This is a genomic window from Arthrobacter sp. NPDC058127 (assembly GCF_042884555.1).
GTDB lineage: Bacteria > Actinomycetota > Actinomycetes > Actinomycetales > Micrococcaceae > Arthrobacter.
This window is the reverse complement of sequence record NZ_JBHVTT010000024.1, coordinates 32,969-57,607: the sequence shown is the minus strand read 5'-3', so window position 1 is coordinate 57,607 and position 24,639 is coordinate 32,969. Positions and strand designations below refer to the sequence as shown.

Here is a 24,639-nt window from a genome sequence, read left to right as displayed (position 1 = left end):
GTCGGCTAGTCTGCTTTCACGGCCTGCCAGGCCCGCAGTTCAGGCATCAAGGACGATCATGAGGAGCAAGAATGGCTGACCACACATATAGCGTTTCCGAAATTGTTGGAACCTCGTCCGAGGGCGTCGACGCCGCCATCAAGAACGGGATTGCGGCTGCTAGCCAGACCCTTCGGAACCTCGATTGGTTCGAGGTCAAGGAAATCCGTGGCCACCTCAGCGAGGGCGCCGTTGCCGACTGGCAGGTAACCATCAAGCTCGGATTCCGCCTGGAGCGATAAGAAGCCCTCTAAACCCCAAAACGACGATGGCCGTCAGCCTTTCTGTGGAAAGGCTGACGGCCATCAGTTGCGAGGCTGGACTCACCCGCGGGTCCAGACTTGGACGGGGTCACCGCCACAGAGGAGTCGCCGGCCACGGCCGGCAAATTCGATCCACAGGAGTTCGTGATCGGAGGAAACTTCATCCACTAGGCCGGCGTCGAAGCCCCATTTGTCCTCGTGGATCCAGACGGTTTCGCCGCGGCTGAGTTCGGACCATTTCGACGGCGGCAGGCGAAGTGCCGCCCCAGCGGGCCGTTGGGCCGACGTCGTGAAGTGGCTTGGGCCCCACGCGCCCAAGGTTTCTGGACTCATCGGGACTCGGAGACCAGGTACTGGCGGTGCCAGACCGTCGCCGCACCGTTGTGGGCAGGGAAGACGTGGCCCTCAAAGAACGTGTGGACCACGTGGGGTTCGCCTTCAGGGCTCCACTGACCGGACGCCGGGCAATGCGAGCCCGTGGATCCCGCGGACCCGGCGGTGATTGCCCGTTCCCTCAGCAGCGCGATGCGTTTCATCGTTGAATTCCATCCTTGATATGCGAAAAGGTCTGGATTCAGCGTAAACGCGATTCAAAAGCCGCCCAATGGGCACCTAAACAGAATCATGCCAATTCACTATGCAACAGCACAGTGACGTGGACCGCTTTTGGGTGAAACTCCCTCAGCTCTCGTCCATTGCATGACGCTCGGACAACTCCGGGCTCGCCGTCGCCGTTCCCGCACCAAATGCTGTTCCCGCGCCAAACACCGTTCCCGCGCCAAAGCTGCCCAGCAACTTCAGGGCATCGTCCGACGGCGAACCCGCCTTCGCGGAGTAGACCCTCAAAACCTGGTCCGGGTCCTGTGGCAGGGCCAGATTCTCGAAGTTCAGCTCCACGTCTCCCACAGTGGGGTGATGCAGGCGGACAGTCCCGGCGGAACGCGCCGCCACGCGATGACCGGCCCACCATTGGCGGAAGTGTTCGCTGTTTACAGCGAGTTCGCCCACGAGTTGGTTGGCTTGGGGGTCGTCGGGGTGCCGCCCGGTATCCGCACGCAGGGAACCGGCGGCTTCCGCCGCAACCGTCTTCCAGTCCCGGAACAGTTCGCGTGCCTGTGGATCCAGGATCAGCCAACGCGTGAGGTTCCGCTCAGCGGAAGGCATGGCCGGGAAGTCGGCAAACAGTAGGATCGCCATGCGATTGGCTCCGAGCACGTCACTGCGCCGGCCCAGCAGGAGCGCCGGAACGTCGCCCACAGCGTCCAGAAGTTGGCGTAGCGCCGGCCGCACGCGGGGCGTCGTAGTCGGCGCTTTGGCACTCTCCGCGCAGTGCTCAAGCAGGTCCATCATGTGGGTGTGCTCGCTTGAGTCCAGGCGAAGTGCCCGCGACACCGATTCAAGGACCGCCCGCGAAGGATGGATATGGCGGCCCTGTTCGAGGCGGGTGTAGTAGTCCGTGCTGACATCCGCCAAGCGGGCAATCTCTTCCCTGCGCAGCCCGGGAACGCGGCGCGCGCCGGACGCTTCCGGCAACCCTGCATCCTCCGGCGACATCCGGGCACGCATGGCTTTGAGGAACTTTCCGAACTCGGCGCTTTGACCCATGCCCCCATTCTTCCCTCCCTCAGGGCGTGTTTCCACGGCCAAGGTAGGACTGCGAGTCCTAGGAAAAACAGGGGGCGTCAAAACTACTGATTGTTCTGCCGAAAGTGCATAGGCTCGAAAAAGCCAGTCAGGCAATCCACCCACCAGCGACGAAAGGCCGGACATGTCCAACGCTCAGAATTCAACCGTTCCCGGGCTCGTCCTGAACAACTCGGTCACCATCCCCCAGCTCGGCTTCGGCGTCTTCCAGGTCCCACCTGCCGAGACCCAGAAGGCCGTGGAGGACGCGCTTGAAGCCGGGTACCGGCACATCGACACGGCCGCGGCGTACCGGAACGAATCCGGCGTCGGCGCGGCAATCAAGGCTTCCGGCATCGCCCGGGAGGAACTCTTCATCACCACCAAACTCCGCAACGGCGAACAAGGCCGCGCCGCGGCGGCATTCGACCACAGCCGCCGCGAACTCGGCCTCGACGTCATCGACCTTTACTTGATCCACTGGCCTGTGCCGTCCCAAGGCCTGTTCGTCGACGCGTGGAAGGCACTGGAAAAGATCCACGCCGACGGCGGCGCCCGGGCAATCGGCGTCTCCAACTTCTTGCAGGATCATCTCGACACTCTCCTTGAGTTCGCCGACGTCGTTCCCGCCGTCAACCAGATCGAACTGCACCCCACCTTCCAACAGCGGGAACTGGCGGCGAAGAGCCGCTCGCACGGGATCGCCGTCGAGGCCTACAGCCCGCTGGGGCAGGGAGCGGACCTGGGGTCGGCGACGGTCACCGAACTTGCCGAAACGTACGGTGCCACCCCGGCGCAGATCGTGCTGGCCTGGCACCTCGGAACGGGCAACATCGTGATCCCCAAGTCCGTCCACCCGGAGCGGATCCGCCAGAATCTCGCGGCGGCGGCGTTGCAGCTCACCCCGGGCGAACTGGCGGCCATCAGCGCGCTCGACGGCGGTGCCCGCCTCGGCGCCGACCCCGCCGTCGCGTCCTTCAGCCAGATGTAGAAACCCACCCATCACAGCGTAAGGAAAGCAAAACCATGCAGTACACCCACTTGGGCCGCTCGGGCCTCAGCGTCTCCCGCCTGTGCCTCGGAACCATGAACTTCGGCCCGCAGACCGAGGAATCCGCAGCGCACTCCATCATGGATTCCGCGCTGGACTCCGGCATCAACTTCTTCGACACCGCCAACGTCTACGGCGGCCACGACAACCGGGGCTGGACCGAGGAAATCCTGGGCCGCTGGTTCGCCAAGGGCGGCGAGCGCCGCGATCGTGTTGTCTTGGCCACCAAGCTCTACGGAACCATGACTGACCGCCCCAACGAGTCCAAGCTCTCCGCCCTCAACATCCGGCGCGCCTTGGACGCCAGCCTCAAGCGCCTGCAGACCGACTACATCGACGTCTACCAGTTCCACCACGTGGACCGGAACACGCCGTGGGACGAGATCTGGCAGGCCATCGAGGTAGCGGTCCAGCAGGGCAAGATCCTGTATTCCGGAAGCAGCAACTTCGCTGGCTGGCACATCGCCCAGGCCCAGGAGACTGCCGCGCGGCGCAACTACAACGGACTCGTGAGCGAGCAGTCCATCTACAACCTGCTCACCCGCAATGTCGAACTGGAAGTCATCCCGGCCGCCCAGCAGTACGGCCTCGGCCTCATCCCGTGGTCGCCGCTTCACGGCGGGCTCTTGGGCGGGGTGCTGAAGAAGGAACGCGACGGCGTCCGTCGCCTTGAGGGCCGCGCGGCGGAGACCCTGAAGAAGCATGAAGACCAGATCCGCCAGTACGAGGACCTCGCCGACGACCTTGGCTACGAGCCCGGCGACGTTGGCTTGGCCTGGTTGCTGCACCAACCGGCTGTGACCGCGCCGATTGTGGGTCCGCGCACGCAGGAGCAGTTGGACGCTGCCATCAGGGCTTTGGATGTCACCCTCGACGCCGACGCCCTCAAGCGGCTCGACGATATCTTCCCGGGCCACCGGACCGCGCCGGAAGACTACGCGTGGTGACGTCGGCACCGTTGCGCCTGCTGTTCATCGGCGGGACCGGGACCATCAGCGCGGCGGTGGCGGAGCGCGCCGTCGCGCTGGGTCATCGGCTCACCGTGCTCAATCGCGGAGTGAGCTCGGAAAGGCCGGCCCCTCCGGGCACGGAATTGCTGCAGGCGGATATCCGCAACCCCGCGGAGGTGGCGGAGGTGCTGAACGGCCGCGAGTTCGACGTCGTCGCGGACTTCATCTCTTTCACGCCCGAGCATGTGGCCGCCGCGGTGGAGCTGTTCCGCGGCCGGACCGGGCAGTACGTGTTCATCAGTTCGGCTTCGGCCTACCAGAAGCCGCCCGCACACTTGCCGATCCTCGAATCGACCCCGCTCAGGAACCCGTTCTGGAAGTACTCCCAGGACAAGATCGCGTGCGAAGACTTTCTCGTCCGGGCCTACCGCGACGAGGGATTCCCCGTGACGATCGTCCGGCCTTCGCACACCTATGACCGCACGCGGATCGCCCTGCTGGGCGGGTGGACGGACATCCATCGAATGCGGGAAGGCCTGCCTGTGATAGTCCACGGCGACGGTACCTCGCTGTGGACCCTCACCCACGCGGATGATTTTGCGGTGGCCTTCGTTGGCCTCCTCGGCCGGCCGCAGGCTGTGGGTGAAAGCTACACCATCACCTCGGACGAAGCCCTCCCGTGGGACCAGGTCTACCGGCTCTTCGCCACAGCGGCCGGGGTGCCGGAACCCGAACTCGTGCACATCGCCTCGGATACCATTGCCGCGCACTCCCCGGAGCTGGGACCCGGGCTTCTCGGGGACAGGTCCCACTCCGTGGTCTTCGACAACACCAAGATCAAAACGCTCGTTCCCTGGTATCGGGCAGAAATTCCTTTCGCGGCAGGCGCACGGGAGATCGTCCGGTGGCATGATGAACATCCAGGCATCAAGCACGTGGACCAGGACTTCATGAAACTCAGCGATCAACTGGTCCAATGGGCACGGAGGCCGATCTAGCAACTGAAAGGACAGGACCATGGCACTTGCTCCGACCGTCAGGCTCAATGACGGTAATGCCATTCCGCAGATCGGCCTCGGGACCTGGCCGCTCGACGACGCCCAGGTCGCCACGGCGGTGGTGTCCGCCGTCGAGCTTGGCTACCGGCACGTCGACACGGCGTACCGCTACGGTAACGAGGCCGGCGTCGGGCAAGGCGTGCGGGATTGCGGCATCCCGCGCGAGGAACTGTTCATCACCACCAAACTGGACGGCACACACCAGGGCCGCGATCGCGCCGTCGAGGGGCTCGAGGGCTCCCTCAAGCGCCTCGGACTGGACTACGTGGACCTCTTGTTGATCCATTGGCCGCTCCCCCAACGGAATGAATTCGTGTCCACCTGGGAGACTTTCGAGCGGCTGCAGGCTGAGGGGAAGGTGCGTTCGATCGGCGTGTCCAACTTCAAGCCCTCGCACCTCGAGCGGCTCCTTGAGGAAACCTCGGTGGTGCCGGCCGTCAACCAAATCCAAATCTCACCGTCCATCACGCGGATCGATGAGCGAGCCTTCAACGGCAACCATGGCATCGCCACGGAATCGTACAGTCCGTTGGGGGCCGGCCGCGATCTCCTGAATGCCCCGGTCTTGGCCGCGATCGGGAAGAAACACGGAAAGACTCCCGGGCAGGTGGTGCTGCGCTGGCACATCCAGGAGGGGCTCGTGGCCATCCCGAAGTCCGCCAATCCACTGCGCATGAAGGAAAACCTGGACGTTTTCGACTTCGCTTTGGACCATGACGACCTGTCCGCGATCGCCACTTTGGACGCGGGTGCCGATGCCGGTGTTGACTCGGACGTACAGGGACACTGATTCAGGTTCTACTCACCAACACTGAGGACGGCATGGCAGAGAACATCGACGGAACGCTCATCTGGGCAGGCGCGTACACCGCGGACAGCGACGGGAACGGAATGGGCATTGGGGCAGTCGCCGCGCGTGAAGATGGCAGCATTGCTTGGCTGGGCACCGCCGTCGAAGCACCGTCGCCGTCGTTCCTTGCCGTTCACCCCGCCCTGCCGGTGGTCTACGCGGTAGCCGAGGCCGCCCAGACGGTCCGGGCGTACCGGCGGACCGGGCTGTTCGGCCTCGAGCCCCTGGGCGAGGCTTGGCCGGCCGGAGCCGCGGCTTGCCACGTCGCCGTCGACCCTTCCGCCCGTTTCATCGTGGTCAACTGTTGGGGCGACGGGAACGTGCTGCTGTACGGGCTCGACGACGACGGCCGCATCACCTCGCGCTTTGCCGCGCCGCCGGCCAAGGACCCGCACGCCAGCGTCGACGGCGGCATCGACATTGCCACGGGCGGCGCCCGGGTGAGCCGCGCCCACGCAAGCCTCATGCTCGAGGATGGCCGGATCATGACCACGGACCTCGGCTTCGACCTCGTACGGGTGTGGAATTACTTCCCCGACACCGGCCTGCTCAAGGACCACGAAGTCGCGCTCCCCGTGGGCAGCGGTCCGCGGCACTTGGTCCAGCACCCCTCCGCCGACGCGGTCTTCGTGGTGACCGAGTACTCCATCGAAGTGGTGGTGCTCCTGCCCGGCGCGGACGGTCGCTTTGCACTCCACCGTCGCGGTCCTGCGACGGCCGGTGGGGCCGCCGACGGCGACGCCGCGGCCGAAATCGCGCTGTCCCCGGACAATCGCTTCGTCTACACGGGTATCCGCGGCTCCAACCGGATCTCGGTGTTGGCCGTCGAGGGCAGCGGAACCCGGCTCCGGCCCGTGGCTGACGTGCCCAGCGGAGGAGACTGGCCCCGACACCACTTGGTCCGCGACGGCTGGCTCCACGTCGCGCACGAACGTTCCAACCAAGTCACCACGTTCGCCCTGGACCCTGCCACGGGCATCCCGGGCGACGTCCTGGACCAGCTGAACACGGGTTCCCCCACCGCTTTGGCTATAGCTCCCTGACGGGCCAAAACGGCGACGCTCGCTCACATATGCGGCCAAAATCGGGAACGCTCGCTCATCAAGGTGAGCGAGCGTTCAACTGAAACGGCCCAAAGGTGAGCGAGCGTCGCGGGGAGGGCCAAAGGGCGAGATTTCACGCCTCGATGCGTTGCCTAACCCCGTACAGCCTCGTCCACGGCCGCGAGCAAAGAGTTGAACCGAGGGTTGGCATCAAGGTCATCGATCAGCACCGCGCGTCCGCGTTCGTCGGCGAGTGGCACTTGCCAGTTGGGGTAGACCTCCGAGGTCGTTCCCGGCTGGTTCTGCACCCTCCGCTCCCCTACGGCATCCACTAACGCAACGCCCAACAGGACCGACGGTGCGAGGGCCAGCAGACGATGCAGCGCCTCAATGACCTGCTCCTCACCAAGCGCTTTTCCGTCGGCAGGCAGCAGGTCCCGTTCCCGCAGCAACCCCATCATCTTGTCCAGGCTGGCCTCGTGCTCGGCCCGTTCCTCGGCCACGCTTCGTTCAAGCAAGCCCAGTTGGTTCCTGAGATCCACGTGATCGCCTGCGAGGTACCCGGCCGTCGGCGGGAGGTCGTGGGTGTTGACACTGGCGAGTGCCTGCGTTCGGTAACGTTCGGGCGGCAGGGGCGAGTCGCCGTCGTACTCGAACCAAAGGATCGACGTGCCCAGGATGCCTCGGGCCGCAAGATAGTCCCGCACCCACGGCTCGAAAACGCCAAGGTCTTCGCCGATGACCACCGCTCCCGCGCGGTGCGCTTCCAAAGCAAGGATGCCGATCAGGGCCTCGTGGTCGTAGCGGACGTAGGCGCCGTCGCGGGCGGAGTTGCCGGCAGGTACCCACCACAAGCGGAATAGCCCCAGGATGTGGTCGACGCGGATTCCGCCGGCGTGGCGGAGGACGGTGGAGAGCATCGCGCGCAACGGCGCGTAGCCCGCCTCCGCCAAACGGACCGGGTGCCACGGCGGCTGGTTCCAGTTCTGTCCGAGCTGGTTGTACATGTCCGGTGGTGCGCCCACGCTGACACCCGGCGCGAAGCTGCTGCGCAGGGTCCAGGCGTCGGCGCTGCTCAGGTCCGCCCCGACGGCGAGATCGTGCACCACTCCCAGCCGCATGCCGGATCGCTTCGCCGCGGCCTGGGCTGACTCGAGCTGTTCATCGCAGATCCACTGAAGCCAGCGGTGGAAACCGATCCGATCGGCCAGGGACTGGCGCATCGACTCAAGCTTCGGAGAACCGAGCGTGGCCGCGGGATCCTGCCAGAAGGGGTCGTCCGGCGATCGGTCCTCGCGGATGGCGCACCAAAGGGCGAAATCGTCCAGGCCCGGGCCGGACTCGCGGCAAAATTCCTCGAAGGCGCGCTGCCGGGCCGGAGAAAGCTTGACCGTGTGAAGGAGTTCCAGGGCTGCGAGCTTGGCGGCGAAGATCTGGTCCCGGTCCAGCCGTTCCGCGTCCTTGTTGAGCGCGTGGACGTCATCCAACAGCCGGTCCACGGTGGCCCGCTTCCGCGGCTTCACATATGCCAGTTCGGGAATGGATTCGATTCGAATGTAAAGGGGGTTGAAGAATCGCCTTGTGGACGGAGAATACGGCGACGCTTGAACCGGAGGCACCGGATCTGCGGCATGCAGGGGGTTCACGAGGACGTAGTCGGCCCCGCGCGTGCCAGCCAACGACGCCAAATCGGCCAAGTCCGCGAAATCCCCGATGCCCCATGAGCGCTTCGAGCGTACCGAGTACAACTGCGTGGCGAGTCCCCAGCCGCGCCGTTCCTCGAGCTGTGCTGCCGTCTGCAACTTGGCTGGAACCACGGCCAGCACCGCGGTGGCCGTCACGCCGTCGGACTCGGCCGTGAGCGAATGCCAGCCGAGCGGCAACCCGGCCGGCACCTCAAAAGTGGCGCGGCCTGTGGGCACTCCATCCACGTCGCGCGGCGAAGCCCAGTCTTCCTGTTGGGTGGCCGCGAGTTCCGTTCCGTCCTCGAGCGAGATCGTCAGGCGCGCAGGCGAACCGTCGCGGACGTGGATGTGTACAGCCGCCGTCGTTCCCTCCTGGACGACGACGGCGGGCGGCAGCATCCGCCGCCACGGCGCCAGTTCCGCGTCCGCAAGGGCCGCTTCGATCTGCTCGTTGGAATGTGCGGCGACTCCCAGCGCGCCCAGCACTTGGATCAACGTGGTGGGCGAAACGTCGTGTTGCAGCCCATCCCAGCCGTAGAACGCCGTCCCGACGCCGTGAGCATCCGCGAGCCGGTGAAGCAAGTCCTCGTCAATGGCGGGGTTCGTAGCGGGTGGCATCGCCGTGGTGTCGGTGGCCTGCTGGATGGGAGTGTTGGTCATGTCCGCCTCGTCTGCGATGTGATTCGTCCGAAGGTGCATACCGCCCCGCGTGCAACTCAAGCGAGGCAACTGGTTCCGATTATTGCAGGGCGGTGGTGGCCGTCCCAGTTATTCCGACAGCATGACGCCCCATTCCGGAACCCTCGCTCACATATGGGCCCCCAACCCCAAACCCTCGCTCACCTGATTTGAGCGAGCGTCAGTCGTAGACCCCACATACGTGAGCGGGGGTCGGAAGGCTCAAACCCTCGCTCACCTATAGGCCCCTAAACCCAAACGCTCGCTCACATGCGCCTGGGCGCGGCGTGGTACATGATTGAGCCATGGACGCCGTAGACGCGCTCAACGAAACCGCCTTCTGGCTGGAACGGGAACTCGCGGACAGCTTCAAGGTCCAGGCGTTCCGCCGGGCCGCGGGCATCATTGCCGGCCTGAGCCAAGAGGAACTGGCCGCCCGGGTCAAGGATGGCCGCCTCAAGCGAACCAAGGGAATCGGCAGTAGGACTTTCGAGGTGATCAGCCAAGCCCTGAGCGGCACCGTTCCGGACTACCTTGAAAACCTCCGTCGTCGTGGCGCCGAACCCTTGGTCAAGGGTGGCCACAAGCTGCACGCCGAACTCCGGGGCGATCTGCACAGCCACAGCAACTGGTCCGACGGCGGCTCGCCGATCGAGGTTATGGCCGACGCGGCTCGTATACTCGGACGGGAATATCTCGCCCTGACCGATCACTCCCCCAACCTCACCATCGCCAACGGGCTCAGCCCGGAGCGTTTGATGGAACAACTCACCGTTGTGGATGGGATCAACGGGCAAAACGGGCAGGATCCTGGCTTTCGGCTGTTGGCCGGCATCGAAGTGGACATCCTTGAAGACGGCGAGCTGGACCAGTCCGCGGAACTGCTGAGCCAACTGGACGTTGTAGTGGCCAGTGTCCACTCGAAGCTCCGGTCCGACAAAGGGCCCATGACCCGGCGCATGCTCACCGCCATCGAAAACCCGCACACGAACGTCCTCGGGCACTGCACCGGCCGCTTGGTCAAGGGATCGCGAGGAACCCGGCCTCCGTCGGAGTTCGACGCCGAAAAGGTGTTCGCGTCGTGCGCGGAACACTCGGTCGCCGTCGAGATCAATTCGCGGCTCGAGCGCCAGGACCCGCCGGACGAATTGATTCAAATTGCCCTCGACGCCGGCTGCCTCTTCAGCATCGACAGTGACGCCCATGCCCCCGGCCAGCTCGACTTCCTGCAGTATGGTGCGGAGCGGGCGGAAGCCAACGGCGTACCCGCCGATCGCATTATCACGACTTGGGCATTGGATCGCCTTCTGGAGTGGCTCCAGCCCGACTAGCGGCGCCGCGCCGCCCGGAATCGCAGGGCCGCAACCACCCAAACGACGGCGAACAGCCCAATCAGCACCAGGCCGGCGTCGCCGAGGTCAATTTCGCCCAGCCACGTGGTGACAGGATCGCTCAGTCCAAAGGCCGCATTGAGGAAGCCGCCCAGCGTGATGACCGAGATGAACAGGGCCGAGAAGGCCGAGATGCCGGTGATGATGGCGTTGAATCCAAGCTTGCGCTGGGGATCATGGATGGCGGATTTGTACATGCGCATCATGGCCACGCCGTTGATGGAATCGCAAAGGGTCATCGCCGCGGTGAAAGCGAGCGGCAGCGCCAGGAGGGCGAGCACGGGCACACCCGCGAGCGACGCCGCCGTCGTGAGCACCAGCAGCCCGATGGTGGTGGCGGTGTCGAAGCCGAGCCCGAACAAGAACCCGATCACATAGATGTTCCGCGGACGCTGGACCTTGGATAGCGGCTTGGCCAAGAGCCGCGCGATGAACCCTTTGGTTTCGAGGTCGTCGACGGCGATCGCGCCGCCGGCCTGGGCGGCGCGGTACAACTGCATCGTGCGGAGGAACGCCGACCCGTTGAAGATGCCCATGGCCAGAAGGAAGAGCCCGGACACGCCGCTGCCGATCAGCCCCAGCACGAGGTGTCCGGTGGTGGCGTCCTCCATGAGCTGGCCCACGAGGCTGGCGCCGCCGACCACCATCACCCCGGCCAGGATCACCACGGAGCTGTGGCCCAGGCTGAAGGCGAAGCCGACACTCACGGGGTCCTTGTGCTGTGCCACGAATTTTCGTGTGGAATTGTCGATCGCGGCGATGTGGTCCCAGTCGTAGCTGTGCTTGATACCGGCCACATACGCCGTCAGCACGAGGCCCAGCGTCAGAGGCTGGCCGCCACCGGCACCACCCACCAGCAGGAATACGACGGCGGCAAGGTGCAGGAGGACGACGGAACCGAACATGAACGCGAGGCGCGACTTCATCGGGAGATGCTCACGCTGGCGATACATCGAAGCGAACTCGGCGAGTGAAGTCATCAGTACTTCCTGAGGTTCAGCGGCGCCCTGCCGTACCAGCGTTCGCGCAAAAGGCCAGTACAGGCACCGAGCAATCGATTCAGTTCCTCGGTGCTGTTCGAGAGGGATCGTAGGACCAGGCCCGTCGTGCCCGCAAGGGTTCGGGTCAACGACAAACCCGAGTACGCCTCATACCCCGCCGTCAGCCGGTGCAGTTCATCGGCGAGCGCCTGGTCAACCCGCGGATCCACCACAACGAGCGAACCCAGGTGGCTGTACCCCTCCATGAAGCCCATTCCGGTCACATCGCCCAGGGGCGGCCGGATCAGGAGGTTGTCGAGCGCAAGCAGCGCCGCGCCGTCGTCGCCCTCCACCTGGATCTCGTTCCGGAGCCGGAGTTCCTTGTACTTGAAAGAAGCGCCATCCGGGGACCAGCCCGGAGTGATGACTTCCGCCATGATGAGGCTCGACGTCGGGTGCACAGTGATGTGCGTGTCCTGCCGATAGCTGGCCTCCCGGTAGGCGATGAGCTGGTCAGGTGCCAACTCCAGTTCCGCCCCCTCCCCCAGCCGGATAGTCATCCGCTGCTCGGCAAACGACCCCGGAGTCCGATAGATCTTCGTGGCCGACTGCGTCGTCAAAAGCAACGAAGCCCCCGCCTCCACCTCCACGTCCACAACATAGAGATCCGCCCCCAAATACGCCCCGCCAGGGTTGACCACGACATAACAAACCTGCCCGCTCTCATCCAAGTAATGCGGTCTCAAAACCCGCAAGGCACCCTGATGAAACTGCTGCACGGCCACGGAACGACCAGCACGAAGGGCGACAACAAGGTCCAGGCGCCCCCGCGGTGAGACGACAGCAGCAGCGGAGCCGGATATAGAGGGCCGCGGCGTGGCGGGCACCGCGATGGGCCCACTGCCGCGAGGGCCCCGACTCGAGCTTGCGAGAGTTGGGAGCGGCTGGGGACGGGCACGGCCCTCTATATCCGGCGAAGCGCCGCAAGCAGCGCCAGCAAGCGGGTCCAGCGCCTCAGCCGCAGCCGCCGTCGCGCTCATTGCGCCAGGTCGAGCATCAGGACATCGTGCCGCATCCATGCGATGACCTTGTCGAGCCCTTCGTCGGTCTTGAGGTTCGTGAAGCAGAAGGGCTTGTCGCCGCGGAATTCCTTGGAGTCCCGCTCCATCACTGACAGGTCGGCCCCGACGAAGGGGGCGAGGTCGGTCTTGTTGATGATGAACAGGTCCGACTTGATCATGCCTTGGCCGGCCTTGCGGGGGATTTTCTCGCCCTGGGCGACGTCAATGATGTAGATCGAGAAGTCCACGAGCTCGGGGCTGAATGTGGCGGAGAGGTTGTCGCCGCCGGATTCGACGAAGATCACCTGCAGGTCCGGGTGGCGCTTCTTGAGTTCCTCGATGGCCGCCGTGTTCATGGAGGTGTCTTCGCGGATGGCGGTGTGCGGGCAGCCGCCGGTTTCGACGCCGATGATGCGGTCTTCGGGCAGGATGCCGTTGGCCGCAAGGATTTTGGCGTCTTCGATCGTGTAGATGTCGTTGGTGATGGCGGCCATGGAGATTTCCCGGCTCATGTGGCGGGTCAGCCGCTCCACGAGCTGGGTCTTGCCGGCGCCTACCGGTCCGCCGATGCCGATCTTGATGGGTTCAGACATGTGTCCTCCTATGGTTCTAGCTCATGAACATGCGCGCACGTTGCCATTCGTGCCGCATCTGCGAAATTTCCAGGCCGGGGCTGACGGCCCCGAAGTCGTCCCAGCCGAGGTGCTGGACATGTTCGACGGCGGCAGCGACGCCGTCGTGCGCTTTGCGCAGCAGGCGCTGCCCGGAGTTCTGGCCAAGCGGGATGGCGCGCACGGCGTTCTGCGTCAGGGAGGTGACCGCCGCGAAAAGGTACGCGGCCAGCGCTTCTTCGAACGGCACGCCCAGCGAGCGTGCGACGACGGCGAACGCCAGCGGCTGATGCCCGGCAGCCCGGCCCGTGGCCACCATAGCCCGGTAAGCTTCCAGCTCGGCCGACGGAAAGACTTCGGTCCCGATCTCGATCAGCCGCCCACCCATTTTGGTACTGGCCTCCCGCAACTGCCGAGGCAAGAGCTGAGCACTCAAATGAGCATCCAACTCCCCCAGACCCACCCCTTCATAAAGGAACCGAATGCCCAAACCATCGGAATAAGTCAACTGCTGCCCCACAAACGCAGCCAGCCAAGTGCCGAATGAGGCTTCATCTTGAACCAACCCTCGCTCGATGTACGTCTCAAACCCCAGCGAGTGAGCAAATGCCCCAGTAGGCAACGCGGAGTCAGTCAGCTGCTGGAACGCAAGCTGATAAGACGCGCTCATCGGTCGCCTCGCGCGAGCGCAGCTGTGGTGACGTACAGGGCGGAGGCAGGTGATAGGGGCCGCGGTGTGGAGGGCACCGCGAAGCGGGCACGGCCCCTATCACCTGCCGAAGCAAAGGCGACCGAACCCGACAACCCGCGCGAAGAGCGCCGCGACGGGACCGGCCTAGTGCGTGTGTTCAGCATGGCGAAAAGGCACCAGCATTACGCGTTCCTGGCGGTCGTAAGGCACACCGACGTGTTTGAGGTAGTCCTCGACCGTGTGGTCGTACTGGCACACCATGACTTCGGCCCCGTATTCGGAGTCGCCGTCGAAGAACTGGGCCTGCAGGTGCCGGTTGCCGAGGGAGTGCGCCACTACGCCCATTTCGTAGATGCTGCGGGCGGCGATGACCAGGACGTCGCTCGGCAGCACGGACACCACGATCAGGTTCGCGTCCTCGACTGCGAGGATGTCGCCGTCGCGCAGGTCTCCGGATCCGGCCGGGAGGCGGATGCCGAGCTCCTTCCCGTGGTCTGTGGTGACGCGTTGGATGCGCTTGACGAGTTGGGCGCTGGGCAGCACGACCTTCTCCTTGTGGAGTTTGGCGAGCGCCGCGGCCTCGGCCTGCGGCAGTTCGTGCAGGTTGCCGAGGATCTTTTCGATGATCATGTGGTTTTCCTCCGGCGATCTAGAAAAGGAAGTAGCGCTGGGCCATGGGCAGCACGTCGGAAGGTTCGCAGGTGACGTCTTCGCCGTCGACCGTCACTTTGTAGGTTTCGGGGTCGACGGCGATATCGGGCGTTTCGCCGTTGAACTTGAGGTCCGCTTTGCTCAGGTTCCGGATACCGGAAACCGGCCGGATAACGCGCTCCAATCCCAGTTCCTCGGGGACGCCGGCGTCGATGGCCGCCTTGGACAGGAAGGTGATGGAAGACTGCTTCAACGCCTTGCCGTAGGTGGCGAACATGGGGCGCATGGTGCGTGGTTGCGGGGTGGGGATGGAGCCGTTGGAATCGCCCATGAGCGCGTAGGCTATCTGCCCGCCCTTGATGACCAGGTCCGGCTTCACGCCGAAGAAGGCCGGATTCCACAGGACGAGGTCGGCGAACTTGCCCACTTCCACCGAGCCAATGGAGTCGGCCATGCCCTGCGCGATCGCGGGGTTGATGGTGTATTTGGAGATGTAGCGCTTGATCCTGAAGTTGTCGCTTTCCTCGCCCAAGCCGTTCGCAGCGCCGTGGCTGGCGCCGGACGCGTCCTTGAGGACGCCCCGCTGCCGTTTCATGGCGTCGGCCACTTGCCAAGTGCGGATGACAACTTCGCCCACGCGGCCCATGGCCTGGGAATCCGAGGAGGTCATCGAGAAGATGCCCAAGTCCTGGAGCACGTCTTCGGCGGCGATGGTTTCGGCCCGGATGCGGGAATCGGCGAACGCCACGTCTTCCGGGATGTCCGGGTTGAGGTGGTGGCACACCATGAGCATGTCCAGGTGCTCTTCGATGGTGTTGCGCGTGTACGGGAGCGTGGGGTTGGTGGATGCCGGGAGCACGTTGGGCAATCCGGCGATCTTGATGATGTCCGGAGCGTGCCCGCCGCCGGCGCCTTCGGTGTGGAAAGTGTGGATGACGCGGCCGTCGATAGCCTTGATGGTGTCCTCGACGAATCCGCACTCGTTGAGGGTGTCGGTGTGGATGGCTACCTGCACGTCGTATTCGTCAGCCACGCGCAGGGACATATCGATCGACGACGTCGTGGCGCCCCAGTCCTCGTGGACTTTGAGTCCTACTGCGCCTGCGCGGATCTGTTCGGCCAGCGGCTCGACGGCGGAGGCGTGGCCCTTGCCGAGGAGGCCGATATTGATCGGCAGGCCTTCCGCGGCTTGCAGCATCCGCGAAATGTGCCATTTGCCGGGCGTGATGGTGGTGGCCTTGGTACCTTCGGCCGGTCCCGTGCCACCGCCGACCATGGTGGTGATTCCGCTGCACAGGGCCGTGGGGACCTGGTCCGGTGAAATGTAGTGGATGTGGGTGTCCACGCCGCCTGCGGTGAGGATCTTGCCTTCCCCGGCGATCATCTCAGTGCTGGCGCCGATCACGATGTCCACGCCGTCGGCGATCTGGGGGTTGCCGGCCTTGCCGATCTTGAAGATGTGCCCGTCTTTGAGCGCCACATCGGCCTTGTAGATTCCGGTGTAGTCAAGGACCACCACGTTCGAAATGACGGTGTCCGGGACGTCCTCGTCGCGGGTCACTTGGCCGTTCTGCCCCATGCCGTCGCGGACTACCTTGCCGCCGCCGAACATGACCTCTTCGCCGTAGACCGTGTAATCCTTCTCGATCTCAAGGAAGAGTTCGGTGTCCGCCAGGCGGATGGAGTCGCCCGTCGTCGGGCCGTATAGGTCTGCGTACTGCTTGCGCGAAATTTCAAAGCTCACTGGGCTGTCCCTTCTTTGCTGGCTCCGGGCCCTTCGGTGGCAGCGGCAGCGCCGCCGTCGTTCTTTCCGGCGTCCGCGTCAAGGGGACCGTTGACGGCGTTCCGCAGGCCGTAGACCTCGCGGCTTCCTGCGAGCGCAACGAGTTTGACGGTCTTGGAATCACCGGGCTCGAAGCGCGCCGCCGTTCCGGCGGGGATGTCCAGGCGGCGGCCGTAAGCGGCGTCGCGGTCAAAATCGAGCGCGGGGTTCGATTCGGCAAAGTGGTAGTGCGAGCCCACCTGGACGGGGCGGTCGCCACGGTTGACGACGTCGACGGCGATTGCCTCGCGTCCGCTGTTACAGGCAATGGGCTCTGCCTGGAGCCGGTACTCACCGGGAATCATATTGGCCTCCTAGCGGATCGGGTCGTGGACGGTGACGAGCTTGGTGCCGTCAGGGAAAGTGGCCTCGATCTGGACGTCATGGATCATCTCGGGCACGCCCTCCATGACGTCCTCGCGGCGGAGCAGGGTAGTTCCGTAGCTCATGAGTTCGGCGACGGTTTTCCCGTCGCGGGCTCCCTCAATCAGTTCGTAGCTGATGATGGCCACGGCTTCGGGGAAGTTGAGCTTCAAGCCACGGGATTGCCGACGGCGGGCGAGGTCGGCCGCGACCACGATCATGAGCTTTTCCTGCTCACGGGGCAAAAGATGCATCGGTTCTCCTTAAAAGTTGTGTGCTGCAGAGGCGGACATCAGATCACTCGAGGCTCAGATAAGCCGAGGACGTCGGGGCAGCTACTACGGTTATAACGCCAAACATCAGACATATCCAGTTCGTCCCTTCGCCGCCCGTCCCGAACAAATTGTGACCAGCCTAAAGCCTTGACGTTTCCGCCAGATTTCCGTGTTCCTGCGGCGTCAGGCCTTCTTGGCGCGGTGCTTCCTGACTTGCCACACAAGCAGAATCGCCACCACAATTACCGCCACCACAGCCGCGGCACCCCGGCCCACGACGCGGGCCACTTCTTCGTACGAATTTCCGGCCACAAAGCCGAGAGTCACGAACAACGACCCCCAGATAATGCCGCCGCTGAAATTCCAGAACGCGAAACGCCGGTAAGGCATACGGCTGAGTCCGGCGAGCGCGGGCATGACGGCACGAAAGAAAGCAGTAAACCTGCCCAGGAGCACCGCGATGCCGCCTTTGTCTTTGAGGAAGTCTTCGGCCTTCTGCAATTGGGCGCGTCTTTTGTCCAGGATTTTCAGGGCCATCACCCGCGGGCCGAAGTGCTTGCCTATCTCGTAGCCCACGGTGTCTCCCGTGATCGCGGCAATGACCACAATGACGATCATGGCCCACAATTCGAAGAGCCCACGGCTTGCAATCACTCCGCCGACCACTGCCGCCGTTTCACCGGGGATAACAAAACCCACAAAGATTGCATCCTCAGCGAACACGAGGGCGAAAACGATGCACGCGATCACAAGCGGGCTGGTGTTCAAGAGTCCGTCCAAAAGCGCGTGCATGAGGAACAGTCTGGCAGGAGAAGCCGTACTTGGGCAGGAAGCGTCAGATCCGGCTGGCGTTGCCCGTCCGTGTGGGCCCGTCCAGAATGGTGAGTGTGAACGACAGCTTCGCTGATGTGCCCTCCCGCATGTGGCAAACAATCTGCGCCGATAACGACACTGCGGATTTGCAGGCCGCTCAGCTAACGACGAGCGGGCCACGGGCGGTCCTACCGGCCGCTTTCGACGTGACAGGACTTGCGACGGGAGCGGTTGCCGTCGCAACGGTGGCCGCAGCGCAGTTCCTCGCAGCTCGCAGCCAGTCAAAGCAGCCAGTAGTGACGGTTGACAGTCGGGAGTCGTGCGCCGCGTTCGCGTCCGAGAGGCTGTTCACCCCGATCGGCTGGACCCGGCCACCGATGTGGGACCCCATCGCCGGCAACTATCGTGCCGCAGATGCATGGATCAGGCTGCACACCAACTACGCCAGCCACCGCGCCGCCGTCGAGCGGGTACTGGGCGCCCATGACCAAGAAGCAGTTCAGGCCGCAGTAGCAGGGTTGCGTGCCGAAGAATTGGAGACGGCGATTGTGGAAGCGGGCGGATGCGCCGCCGTCATGCACAACCGAGGCCAATGGCTCGCGTCGGCTCCGGGGATGGCGACCGCGGACGCGGCGCCGCTGACCGTCGTCGAACGCTACTCATCCGGAGCCGGCACTCCGGACGCCGTCGGGCAACTGCCCTTCGACGGAGTGCGCGTGCTCGACCTGACGCGGGTGATCGCCGGACCGGTGTGCACCAAATTCCTCGCTGGCTACGGTGCCGATGTGCTGCGGATCGACCCGCCGGGCTTTGACGAGGTGCCGTCGCTGCTGCCTGAGACGACTCTCGGCAAACGTACTGCCGCCCTGGATCTCACTGCCTCAAGCGACCGCGCGACGTTCGAGGAACTGCTCGCAGGTGCCGATGTGCTCGTGTCGGGACTGCGGGCCGACGCCCTGAAACGCTTGGGCTACGACGACGAAGCCCTCACCGCCATGAACCCCGGACTGATCATCGCCAGCTTGGACGCGTACGGCTGGGATGGCCCGTGGCGCCATCGCCGCGGGTTCGACAGCCTGGTCCAGATGAGCTGCGGGATCGCCGACGACGGAGCCACCGCCACGGGACAAGCGGAGCCGGCCCCGCTTCCCGTCCAAGCCCTCGACCATGCGACCGGCTGGTTATTGGCCGCGGCCGTCGCACGCGCTCTGACCCGACGGCTCACCCATTCGATGGCCGCCCGCATCCAGGGCTCACTCATCGGCACGGCCAACCTGCTCTACTCGTTACCCCTGCCGGACGACCACCTGGCTGTACCTACACCCGAAGACTTCGCACTCGTGGCAACCACCACCGACTGGGGGCCGGCGCAACGCGTGCCGCTTCCAGGGCGAATCGACGGCGTCCCCGCGCACTGGTCGCAGCAAGCCGGCCCGCTCGGCCGTCACCCCGCCACTTGGGCCACGCGGTAACAGGCCACGTACAAGTAAACCCCCGGAACCGTGCGGTTCCGGGGGTTTTAGGGTGGGCCCTGTGGGGATCGAACCCACGACCCACGGATTAAAAGTCCGATGCTCTACCAACTGAGCTAAAGGCCCCTGCCGACTGTAGAAACAGCCATAAATACTGTACCTCAAGCTCAAGGCCGTTTTGACACGGGCAGCACCCGCGCCGTCGAACGCAACAAGCCCAGTCAAGAGTGCACGAGCGAAAACACAGGAGTAGCGTTGGGGCATGAGCGAACAATCGGGACCTCCTGTATACGGCGGAGCAAATAGGCACCACAAGCCGAAACCCTTCGCGCCGATTGACTTCGAGCCGTTTGCCGGCGGAGCGGACCCCGCGCGCGTGTCCGAAGCCGCGCACCTTGCCGCCCAGGCGCTCGTGCGGCGAGGTCGGGATAGCGATGATCCCAAGATCACGAGGCGCCTCGTGAAACTCGCTGACGAGCAAGGCCTGGAGGCTATCGCTGAAATGTGGGCCGAGAGCCCCGCCCGGTCTTTGCCTGGCGCCTTGTGGCGGCTCTATGCCTTGCGCGCGGCCACCATGCAGAACTCCGAGCGCATTTCCGTGTACTTCAAGGCCGGGAGGGACACCGCCCAGGTTTCCCACGTTGTGGCCGGGGCAGCCGAGCCGCCGGGAGCGGACGAAATGAAGCAGATGGCAGATGCCATCCTCTCGGGAGCGTTCGACGGCGATTTCGACGTCGCGCTGGAACGCTCAGCCGCGTTTTGCCGCGTCGTCGCGCTCGGCCAAGCAACCCTGGCGGACAGCGCAGAGCATTCCAACGAAGGCCACGCGAGCAAGCTGACCCGGAACTCGCACCAACTCGTGAAGACAGCGGAAGATCTCGAGCACGCGGCCAATGCATGGCGCCTCGGAGAGCTGGACTGACATGAAACATAAGGGCGACCGGCCGTCACAACCACCCCCGGCGCCAGCTGTCAAGATTGACTTAGCTCGGCCGACGTAGAAAACTGAAACTGGTGTCGAACCGCGAAACCCCCGGGCTTCAACTTATAGCCGCTTCGAGCGGCCTACCGCCGAGAGGCGTATCCGGTTCGGCACCATTTTTATGCCCTTCGGCGAAGACGCCGCCCCGCCCGCACCCCTCCCGCCTACCGGAAGCCAAATGAAGCTGCGTCTCTTTCCCCAAGAACCCGCCGGGTTGCAATTGTTGTCGCAAATGGCCCGCCAGATTCTTGAGGCAACCGGGACGCTTTCTGAGATCTTCGGAGCCCCTGTCGCGGAGCACGAACGGCTTGTGGAGGAGTTGCACGAGCACGAGGCGAAATCCACGGATCTGCATTTCGCCTTGCTGACCCACATGCGCACGAGTTTCGTGAACCCGCTCCCCCGCGAGGACATGTACGCCCTCTCGCGTTTCCTCAACGAGGCGATGGAGAAGCTGGATGCCGCGGGTGAGCTCGTAGTCCTCTACAAACTGGACCGCGTGCCCAAGCGCGCGGCGGATCAGTTGGAGATCATCAGCCGCCAGGCGGAACTCACAGTCGATGCCATGCGCCAGTTGGACGATCTGGACGAACTCGAGGACTACTGGATCGAGGTCCTGCGGCTGGCCAAGCGTGCCGAGCGCAGCCACCGGACCTGGGTGGCAGAGATGCTCCGCGACATGAAGTCCACCCAGTTTTCGCGGAACCGCGACGTAGCCAACCAACTAGTGGACGTCACCAAGGACATGCGGCGCGTCGCCACCCAGGTAGGCAGCATCATCGTCAAGGAAGCATGAGGTGGCGGTCGCGTTCTTCGCCCTTGTGGTGGCGCTGGCGGCTGGCTTCGCATTCCTGAATGGCTTCCGCGACGTCTCCACCGCCGTCGCACTCTCCGTGCGGACCCGGGCCCTCACGCCGTCAGTTGCCGTTGTGTTGGCGGCTGTCTTCAACTTCGCGGGGGTACTGCTCAGCGGCGGTTTCGCGCTGATTTTCAGCCAGTCGTGGGTGGTTCTCCCCTCGGGAGTGAGCGGACTGACTGTGCTCGCCGCGGGGCTGTGCAGCGCCATCCTTTGGGGAATCTACGCTTGGTGGCGCGGTGTGCCGCTCTCGTCGACCCATGCCTTGGTGGGAGGCCTGGTGGGGGCCGGAGCTGCAAGCGCAGTCATGGGAGGCGGCTACATCAACGGGGTAGGCAGCGTTCTGCTGGCGCAAGTGGTCTTGCCGTTGCTGCTATCCCCTGTGATCGCGTTCCTTGGCGCCTACCTTCTCGTGTGGCCTGTCACGTGGGCGGCGAGATACACCCAGCCCGATGTTATGCACGGCCGTTTCCGCCATGCACAATCCGTCTCGGCCGCGGCCGTCGCGTTCGGACATGGCCTGCAGGACGGGCAGAGAACAGTAGCCGTGATCCTGTTGGGCGCTGTCGCGGCCGGGGTGTCCGACTCCAATGACCTTCCGATCTGGGTCATCCTCCTGACGGCTGTCATGCTCACGGCGGGAACGCTTTGCGGTGGCTGGCGCATCTCGTACACCCTGGGCTACAAGCTGACACGGGTAGACCCGATGCGGGGATTCATCGCCCAGAGCCTGACCTCGCTGATGCTGTTCGTCGGCGCCATCGGCTTCCATTTGCCGCTTTCCACCACGCACACTGTGACGTCGGCAGTGCTCGGCGCGGGAACCAACCAGAACTTTTCCGTCACCAACCGCCGGATGGTGCTGCGGATCCTAGGCTTCTGGGTCGCGACGCCGATCGTTACCGCCGCTGTGGCGTTCGTCCTTGGGCTGGCGCTCTCGCCGCTGTCGCACTGAGTTGAGCGGGTCCCGCTGAGTTCAGCTGGCCCACTGAGTTCAGCGGGGCCCAACACTCCGCCACACGTACCGACGCTCCGGCCGGCCCACTCCGCCATAGCGGAGCTGAACCGTGACCAGGCCTTCCTCGCTCAAGTACTCAAGGTAGCGCCGGGCACTGACCCGGGAGGTTCCCAGGACATCGGCGGCCTCGCTTGCGGAGAGATCCCGGTCCGATTCCTTCAGCAACTGTTCCACCATCCGCAGCGTCTCCGCGCTGCACCCTTTGGGCAGGGGACGTTCACGCCGGCTGAGCCCGAAGACCCGGTTCACGTCGTCCTGCTCGGCCGTGGTCTTGGACGCGGCCAGCGAGCTGTACGCGCGCTGGTAGTGCTGGAGCCGTTCGTTCAGGTCGTCGGCGGAGAAGGGCTTCATTAGGTAGTGGACAATGCCGCCACGGAGTGCGCGGCGGACAGTATCCACTTCGCGCGCAGCCGTAATGACCAGCACGTCAAGCTCCGGCAGTGCCTCCCGGAGCTGATGCAGCAAGTCCAGGCCACTGATGTCAGGCAGGTGGATGTCCAGGAGGACCAGATCCGGTTTCAATCGCCTAGCCTCGTCCAAGGCCTGCGCGCCTGTGTGTGCCACACCGACCACTAAGAAGCCGGGGGTCTGGCGGACAAATCCTGAGTGGACCTTGGCCACCATGAAGTCATCGTCGACTATCAGGACATTGATCATTCGATTGGACTCCGCTTCTTAAGGCTCGCGGTGAACACGGCACCGCCGTCGTTGTGGACGTTCACCTCTCCGCCCCGCCTCAGACAAGCCAGCCGGGTGAGCGCCAGCCCGAAGCCACGACCGCCGTCGGCCGTTATCGCTTTAGTAGTGAATCCCTGCCGGAAGATGTCCGCCATCCGTTCCTCGACCACACCGGGACCGGAGTCCCGCACCGTAATCACCACACTGTCAGGCTCTTCGGCCAACGTCACGCGGACGGTTGCGTCAGGGGAACCCGCGACGGCGTCCATCGCGTTGTCCACGAGGTTGCCGACAATGGTGGTCAAGTCCCTCGAGAGCTGCTCGTCAACGCGCCCAAGCATCGAGTTCTGGTCCAGCTGCAGCGTTACGACCCGCTCGGCGGCCAGGCTCGCTTTAGCGATGAGCATGGCTGCGAGCGCAGGATCGTGGATACGGGAGGTGACGTCGTCATGCAGGCGTGTTCGGCTGAGGCTGACGCCGCTGACGAAGCTGACAACCTCGTCGTATTCCTTGAGCTGGATCAGTCCCGAAATGGTATGAAGCTGGTTGGCGAACTCGTGTGTCTGTGCCCGCAAGGTGTCCGTTGTAGTGCGGGTGGCTCCGAGCTCCTTCTCCAAGGTGGAAAGTTCCGTGCGGTCCCGCAATGTAGTCACTGATCCGATGACCCGCCCATGTGAAAGGACAGGTTTGCGGTTCAGAACCACTACCCGCTCTCCTGCCAGCACCAAACGGTCCGGGTCCGGCTGCTCCGTGGTCAGCACCTCCCGCAACTGCGGTTCCACGCCAAGCTCGTTGAGCTTGCGACCCACACAATCCATCGGCAGGCCGAGGAACTCGCGCGCGCCTTCGTTGGCAACCGTGATCCGTTCGTGCGGGTCCAGGGCGATAACGCCTTCTTTCACGCCATGCAGGATGGCCTCACGATGCTCCACGAGGCCGGCGATCTCCTCGGGTTCAAGGCCGAGTGTCTGCCGTTTCACGCGTCGGGACAGCAGCACGGAACCGGCCGTGCCCAAGGCCAAGGAAACGCCGAGGTAAGTAAGCAGATCCGGTACGGCGTCGCCCAGCCTCTCCCACACCGAAGGGTAATTCCCGCCGACGGCGACGATCCCCACCATCCGGCCCTCGTCATTGAGCACCGGGACATGTGCCACAAGGGATACCTTGCCGTTCATGTTGACGGCGCCGGTCCATGCGCGCCCCAGAAGGACGTCGCTATCGCCCAGGTCCAGCAACGTACCAAGCTGGGAGGGGTCAGGCGAAGTCAGGACGGTGCGGTCCGGTTTGGCCAGGATGACGAAACTTGAGCCGGACACGGTCCGGGCGGATTCGGCGACGGCGGGAAGCGCGGCGCCCTGACCTGGCTCCGCGCCAGGAAGCAGGGAACGGACCACGGGCATCGCAGCGAGGGATTCGGCGGCTGACAGGGCGCGCCGCCCTTCCACACGCTCGAAGGTCTGCACCGATTGGGCAAGCGAGATGAAAATGACCCCGACCAGCACAGCGAGCACAATCAGCAGTTGCAGCCCCAGGTATTGGCCCGCTAGCGACATCCGGCGGCGGCGCAGGATCCTTCGCCTTCCGGCAGCTTTGAGCACAGGTTTTTTCCTTTCCGCATCGGGGCCAGCCGGGTGCAGGCCATTCTGCTTCGCGGCTTTTCCGCGCGGGGTCTGTTCCATTATCGGCCCACCTGGCGCTTGTGTGACCGTGACCACAATGAACACAACGATCTTTG

26 protein-coding genes and 1 tRNA gene are annotated in these 24,639 nt (G+C 64.4%); 11 read left to right on the top strand and 16 right to left on the bottom strand.

The genetic code is table 11. From position 1 onward, the window contains the following. The first annotated feature begins 71 nt into the window (after window positions 1-71). A complete protein-coding gene (locus tag ACFVTG_RS22300) occupies window positions 72-281 on the top strand; it encodes a dodecin (RefSeq protein WP_184740694.1) in 210 nt (69 codons plus the stop codon). 81 nt (window positions 282-362) lie between these two features. On the opposite strand, the gene ACFVTG_RS22295 is transcribed toward ACFVTG_RS22300, so the two are convergent. The 3 genes from ACFVTG_RS22295 to ACFVTG_RS22285 all read right to left on the bottom strand — a co-directional run bounded on the left by ACFVTG_RS22295 (window position 363) and on the right by ACFVTG_RS22285 (window position 1,907). After that, on the bottom strand, window positions 363-635 hold the full coding sequence (locus tag ACFVTG_RS22295) for a hypothetical protein (protein ID WP_284754359.1): 273 nt from the start codon (window positions 633-635) through the stop codon (window positions 363-365). Then, a complete protein-coding gene (locus ACFVTG_RS22290) occupies window positions 632-838 on the bottom strand; it encodes a hypothetical protein (RefSeq protein WP_284754358.1) in 207 nt (68 codons plus the stop codon). The genes ACFVTG_RS22295 and ACFVTG_RS22290 overlap by 4 nt, the downstream gene beginning before the upstream one ends. A gap of 145 nt (window positions 839-983) precedes the next feature. Further along, the gene (locus ACFVTG_RS22285) at window positions 984-1,907 is read right to left on the bottom strand and encodes a helix-turn-helix transcriptional regulator (protein ID WP_390282947.1); all 924 of its coding nucleotides are present in this window, start codon (window positions 1,905-1,907) and stop codon (window positions 984-986) included. A 163-nt stretch (window positions 1,908-2,070) separates the two neighbouring features. Between ACFVTG_RS22285 and ACFVTG_RS22280 the strand changes: the two genes are divergently transcribed. From ACFVTG_RS22280 to ACFVTG_RS22260, 5 genes are read left to right on the top strand one after another with little or no spacing between them, the layout of a single operon-like run. Further along, window positions 2,071-2,916 (top strand): aldo/keto reductase, encoded by an 846-nt coding sequence (locus tag ACFVTG_RS22280; protein ID WP_390282946.1) that lies wholly within the window; start codon window positions 2,071-2,073, stop codon window positions 2,914-2,916. Between the two features lie 35 nt (window positions 2,917-2,951). Then, the gene (locus ACFVTG_RS22275) at window positions 2,952-3,923 is read left to right on the top strand and encodes an aldo/keto reductase (protein ID WP_390282945.1); all 972 of its coding nucleotides are present in this window, start codon (window positions 2,952-2,954) and stop codon (window positions 3,921-3,923) included. Then, a complete protein-coding gene (locus ACFVTG_RS22270; RefSeq protein ID WP_390282944.1) occupies window positions 3,920-4,924 on the top strand; it encodes an SDR family oxidoreductase in 1,005 nt (334 codons plus the stop codon). The genes ACFVTG_RS22275 and ACFVTG_RS22270 overlap by 4 nt, the downstream gene beginning before the upstream one ends. A 19-nt stretch (window positions 4,925-4,943) precedes the next feature. Then, window positions 4,944-5,774, top strand: coding sequence for an aldo/keto reductase (locus tag ACFVTG_RS22265; protein ID WP_390282943.1), 831 nt, complete (start codon window positions 4,944-4,946; stop codon window positions 5,772-5,774). 32 nt (window positions 5,775-5,806) lie between these two features. Next, on the top strand, window positions 5,807-6,877 hold the full coding sequence (locus tag ACFVTG_RS22260) for a lactonase family protein (RefSeq protein WP_390282942.1): 1,071 nt from the start codon (window positions 5,807-5,809) through the stop codon (window positions 6,875-6,877). 152 nt (window positions 6,878-7,029) lie between these two features. On the opposite strand, the gene malQ is transcribed toward ACFVTG_RS22260, so the two are convergent. Then, window positions 7,030-9,222, bottom strand: coding sequence for a 4-alpha-glucanotransferase (gene malQ / locus ACFVTG_RS22255; RefSeq protein ID WP_390282941.1), 2,193 nt, complete (start codon window positions 9,220-9,222; stop codon window positions 7,030-7,032). A gap of 323 nt (window positions 9,223-9,545) precedes the next feature. On the opposite strand from malQ, the gene ACFVTG_RS22250 reads away from it, so the two are divergent. Continuing rightward, entirely contained in the window at window positions 9,546-10,571 is a 1,026-nt protein-coding gene (locus ACFVTG_RS22250) for a PHP domain-containing protein (RefSeq protein ID WP_390282940.1), read from the top strand. On the opposite strand, the gene ACFVTG_RS22245 is transcribed toward ACFVTG_RS22250, so the two are convergent. The 9 genes from ACFVTG_RS22245 to ACFVTG_RS22205 form a co-directional block, all read right to left on the bottom strand. Then, window positions 10,568-11,611, bottom strand: coding sequence for a HoxN/HupN/NixA family nickel/cobalt transporter (locus ACFVTG_RS22245; protein ID WP_390282939.1), 1,044 nt, complete (start codon window positions 11,609-11,611; stop codon window positions 10,568-10,570). The two genes, ACFVTG_RS22250 and ACFVTG_RS22245, sit on opposite strands and share 4 nt — an antisense overlap. Continuing rightward, a complete protein-coding gene (locus tag ACFVTG_RS22240; protein WP_390282938.1) occupies window positions 11,611-12,651 on the bottom strand; it encodes an urease accessory protein UreD in 1,041 nt (346 codons plus the stop codon). The genes ACFVTG_RS22245 and ACFVTG_RS22240 overlap by 1 nt, the downstream gene beginning before the upstream one ends. Further along, window positions 12,648-13,265, bottom strand: a complete 618-nt coding sequence (gene ureG, locus ACFVTG_RS22235; RefSeq protein ID WP_078106937.1) for an urease accessory protein UreG — start codon at window positions 13,263-13,265, stop codon at window positions 12,648-12,650. Before ureG ends, ACFVTG_RS22240 begins: the two co-directional genes overlap by 4 nt. A 16-nt stretch (window positions 13,266-13,281) precedes the next feature. After that, window positions 13,282-13,953, bottom strand: coding sequence for an urease accessory protein UreF (locus ACFVTG_RS22230; protein WP_390282937.1), 672 nt, complete (start codon window positions 13,951-13,953; stop codon window positions 13,282-13,284). A gap of 165 nt (window positions 13,954-14,118) precedes the next feature. Beyond that, window positions 14,119-14,604: an urease accessory protein UreE gene (gene ureE, locus ACFVTG_RS22225; protein ID WP_390282936.1), complete on the bottom strand. Its 486-nt coding sequence runs from the start codon at window positions 14,602-14,604 to the stop codon at window positions 14,119-14,121. Between the two features lie 19 nt (window positions 14,605-14,623). Then, window positions 14,624-16,369 carry an urease subunit alpha gene (gene ureC / locus ACFVTG_RS22220; protein ID WP_390282935.1) on the bottom strand — a complete coding sequence of 582 codons (1,746 nt, stop codon included), beginning with the start codon at window positions 16,367-16,369 and terminating at the stop codon, window positions 14,624-14,626. Continuing rightward, window positions 16,366-16,752, bottom strand: coding sequence for an urease subunit beta (locus ACFVTG_RS22215; protein ID WP_390282934.1), 387 nt, complete (start codon window positions 16,750-16,752; stop codon window positions 16,366-16,368). The genes ureC and ACFVTG_RS22215 overlap by 4 nt, the downstream gene beginning before the upstream one ends. Window positions 16,753-16,761: 9 nt before the next feature. Further along, entirely contained in the window at window positions 16,762-17,064 is a 303-nt protein-coding gene (locus ACFVTG_RS22210; protein WP_078106942.1) for an urease subunit gamma, read from the bottom strand. A 204-nt stretch (window positions 17,065-17,268) separates the two neighbouring features. Then, window positions 17,269-17,877, bottom strand: coding sequence for a DedA family protein (locus ACFVTG_RS22205; RefSeq protein WP_284754339.1), 609 nt, complete (start codon window positions 17,875-17,877; stop codon window positions 17,269-17,271). 317 nt (window positions 17,878-18,194) lie between these two features. Here ACFVTG_RS22205 and ACFVTG_RS22200 point away from each other — a divergent pair, with 317 nt between their 5' ends. Next, a complete protein-coding gene (locus tag ACFVTG_RS22200; RefSeq protein WP_390282933.1) occupies window positions 18,195-19,370 on the top strand; it encodes a CoA transferase in 1,176 nt (391 codons plus the stop codon). A 53-nt stretch (window positions 19,371-19,423) separates the two neighbouring features. On the opposite strand, the gene ACFVTG_RS22195 is transcribed toward ACFVTG_RS22200, so the two are convergent. Further along, a tRNA-Lys gene (locus ACFVTG_RS22195) sits at window positions 19,424-19,496 on the bottom strand. 136 nt (window positions 19,497-19,632) lie between these two features. On the opposite strand from ACFVTG_RS22195, the gene ACFVTG_RS22190 reads away from it, so the two are divergent. The 3 genes from ACFVTG_RS22190 (at window position 19,633) to ACFVTG_RS22180 (ending at window position 22,163) form a co-directional block, all read left to right on the top strand. Next, a complete protein-coding gene (locus ACFVTG_RS22190; protein WP_265980649.1) occupies window positions 19,633-20,292 on the top strand; it encodes a hypothetical protein in 660 nt (219 codons plus the stop codon). Between the two features lie 238 nt (window positions 20,293-20,530). Further along, entirely contained in the window at window positions 20,531-21,148 is a 618-nt protein-coding gene (locus tag ACFVTG_RS22185) for a DUF47 domain-containing protein (RefSeq protein WP_390282932.1), read from the top strand. A 1-nt stretch (window position 21,149) separates the two neighbouring features. Then, window positions 21,150-22,163, top strand: a complete 1,014-nt coding sequence (locus tag ACFVTG_RS22180) for an anion permease (RefSeq protein ID WP_390282931.1) — start codon at window positions 21,150-21,152, stop codon at window positions 22,161-22,163. A gap of 39 nt (window positions 22,164-22,202) precedes the next feature. Here ACFVTG_RS22180 and ACFVTG_RS22175 read toward each other — a convergent pair whose 3' ends face one another. Together ACFVTG_RS22175 and ACFVTG_RS22170 are read right to left on the bottom strand one after the other, a co-directional pair. Next, window positions 22,203-22,883, bottom strand: coding sequence for a response regulator (locus tag ACFVTG_RS22175; protein WP_284754333.1), 681 nt, complete (start codon window positions 22,881-22,883; stop codon window positions 22,203-22,205). Continuing rightward, window positions 22,880-24,457 carry an ATP-binding protein gene (locus ACFVTG_RS22170; RefSeq protein ID WP_390282964.1) on the bottom strand — a complete coding sequence of 526 codons (1,578 nt, stop codon included), beginning with the start codon at window positions 24,455-24,457 and terminating at the stop codon, window positions 22,880-22,882. The genes ACFVTG_RS22175 and ACFVTG_RS22170 overlap by 4 nt, the downstream gene beginning before the upstream one ends. Window positions 24,458-24,639 lie beyond the last annotated feature (182 nt).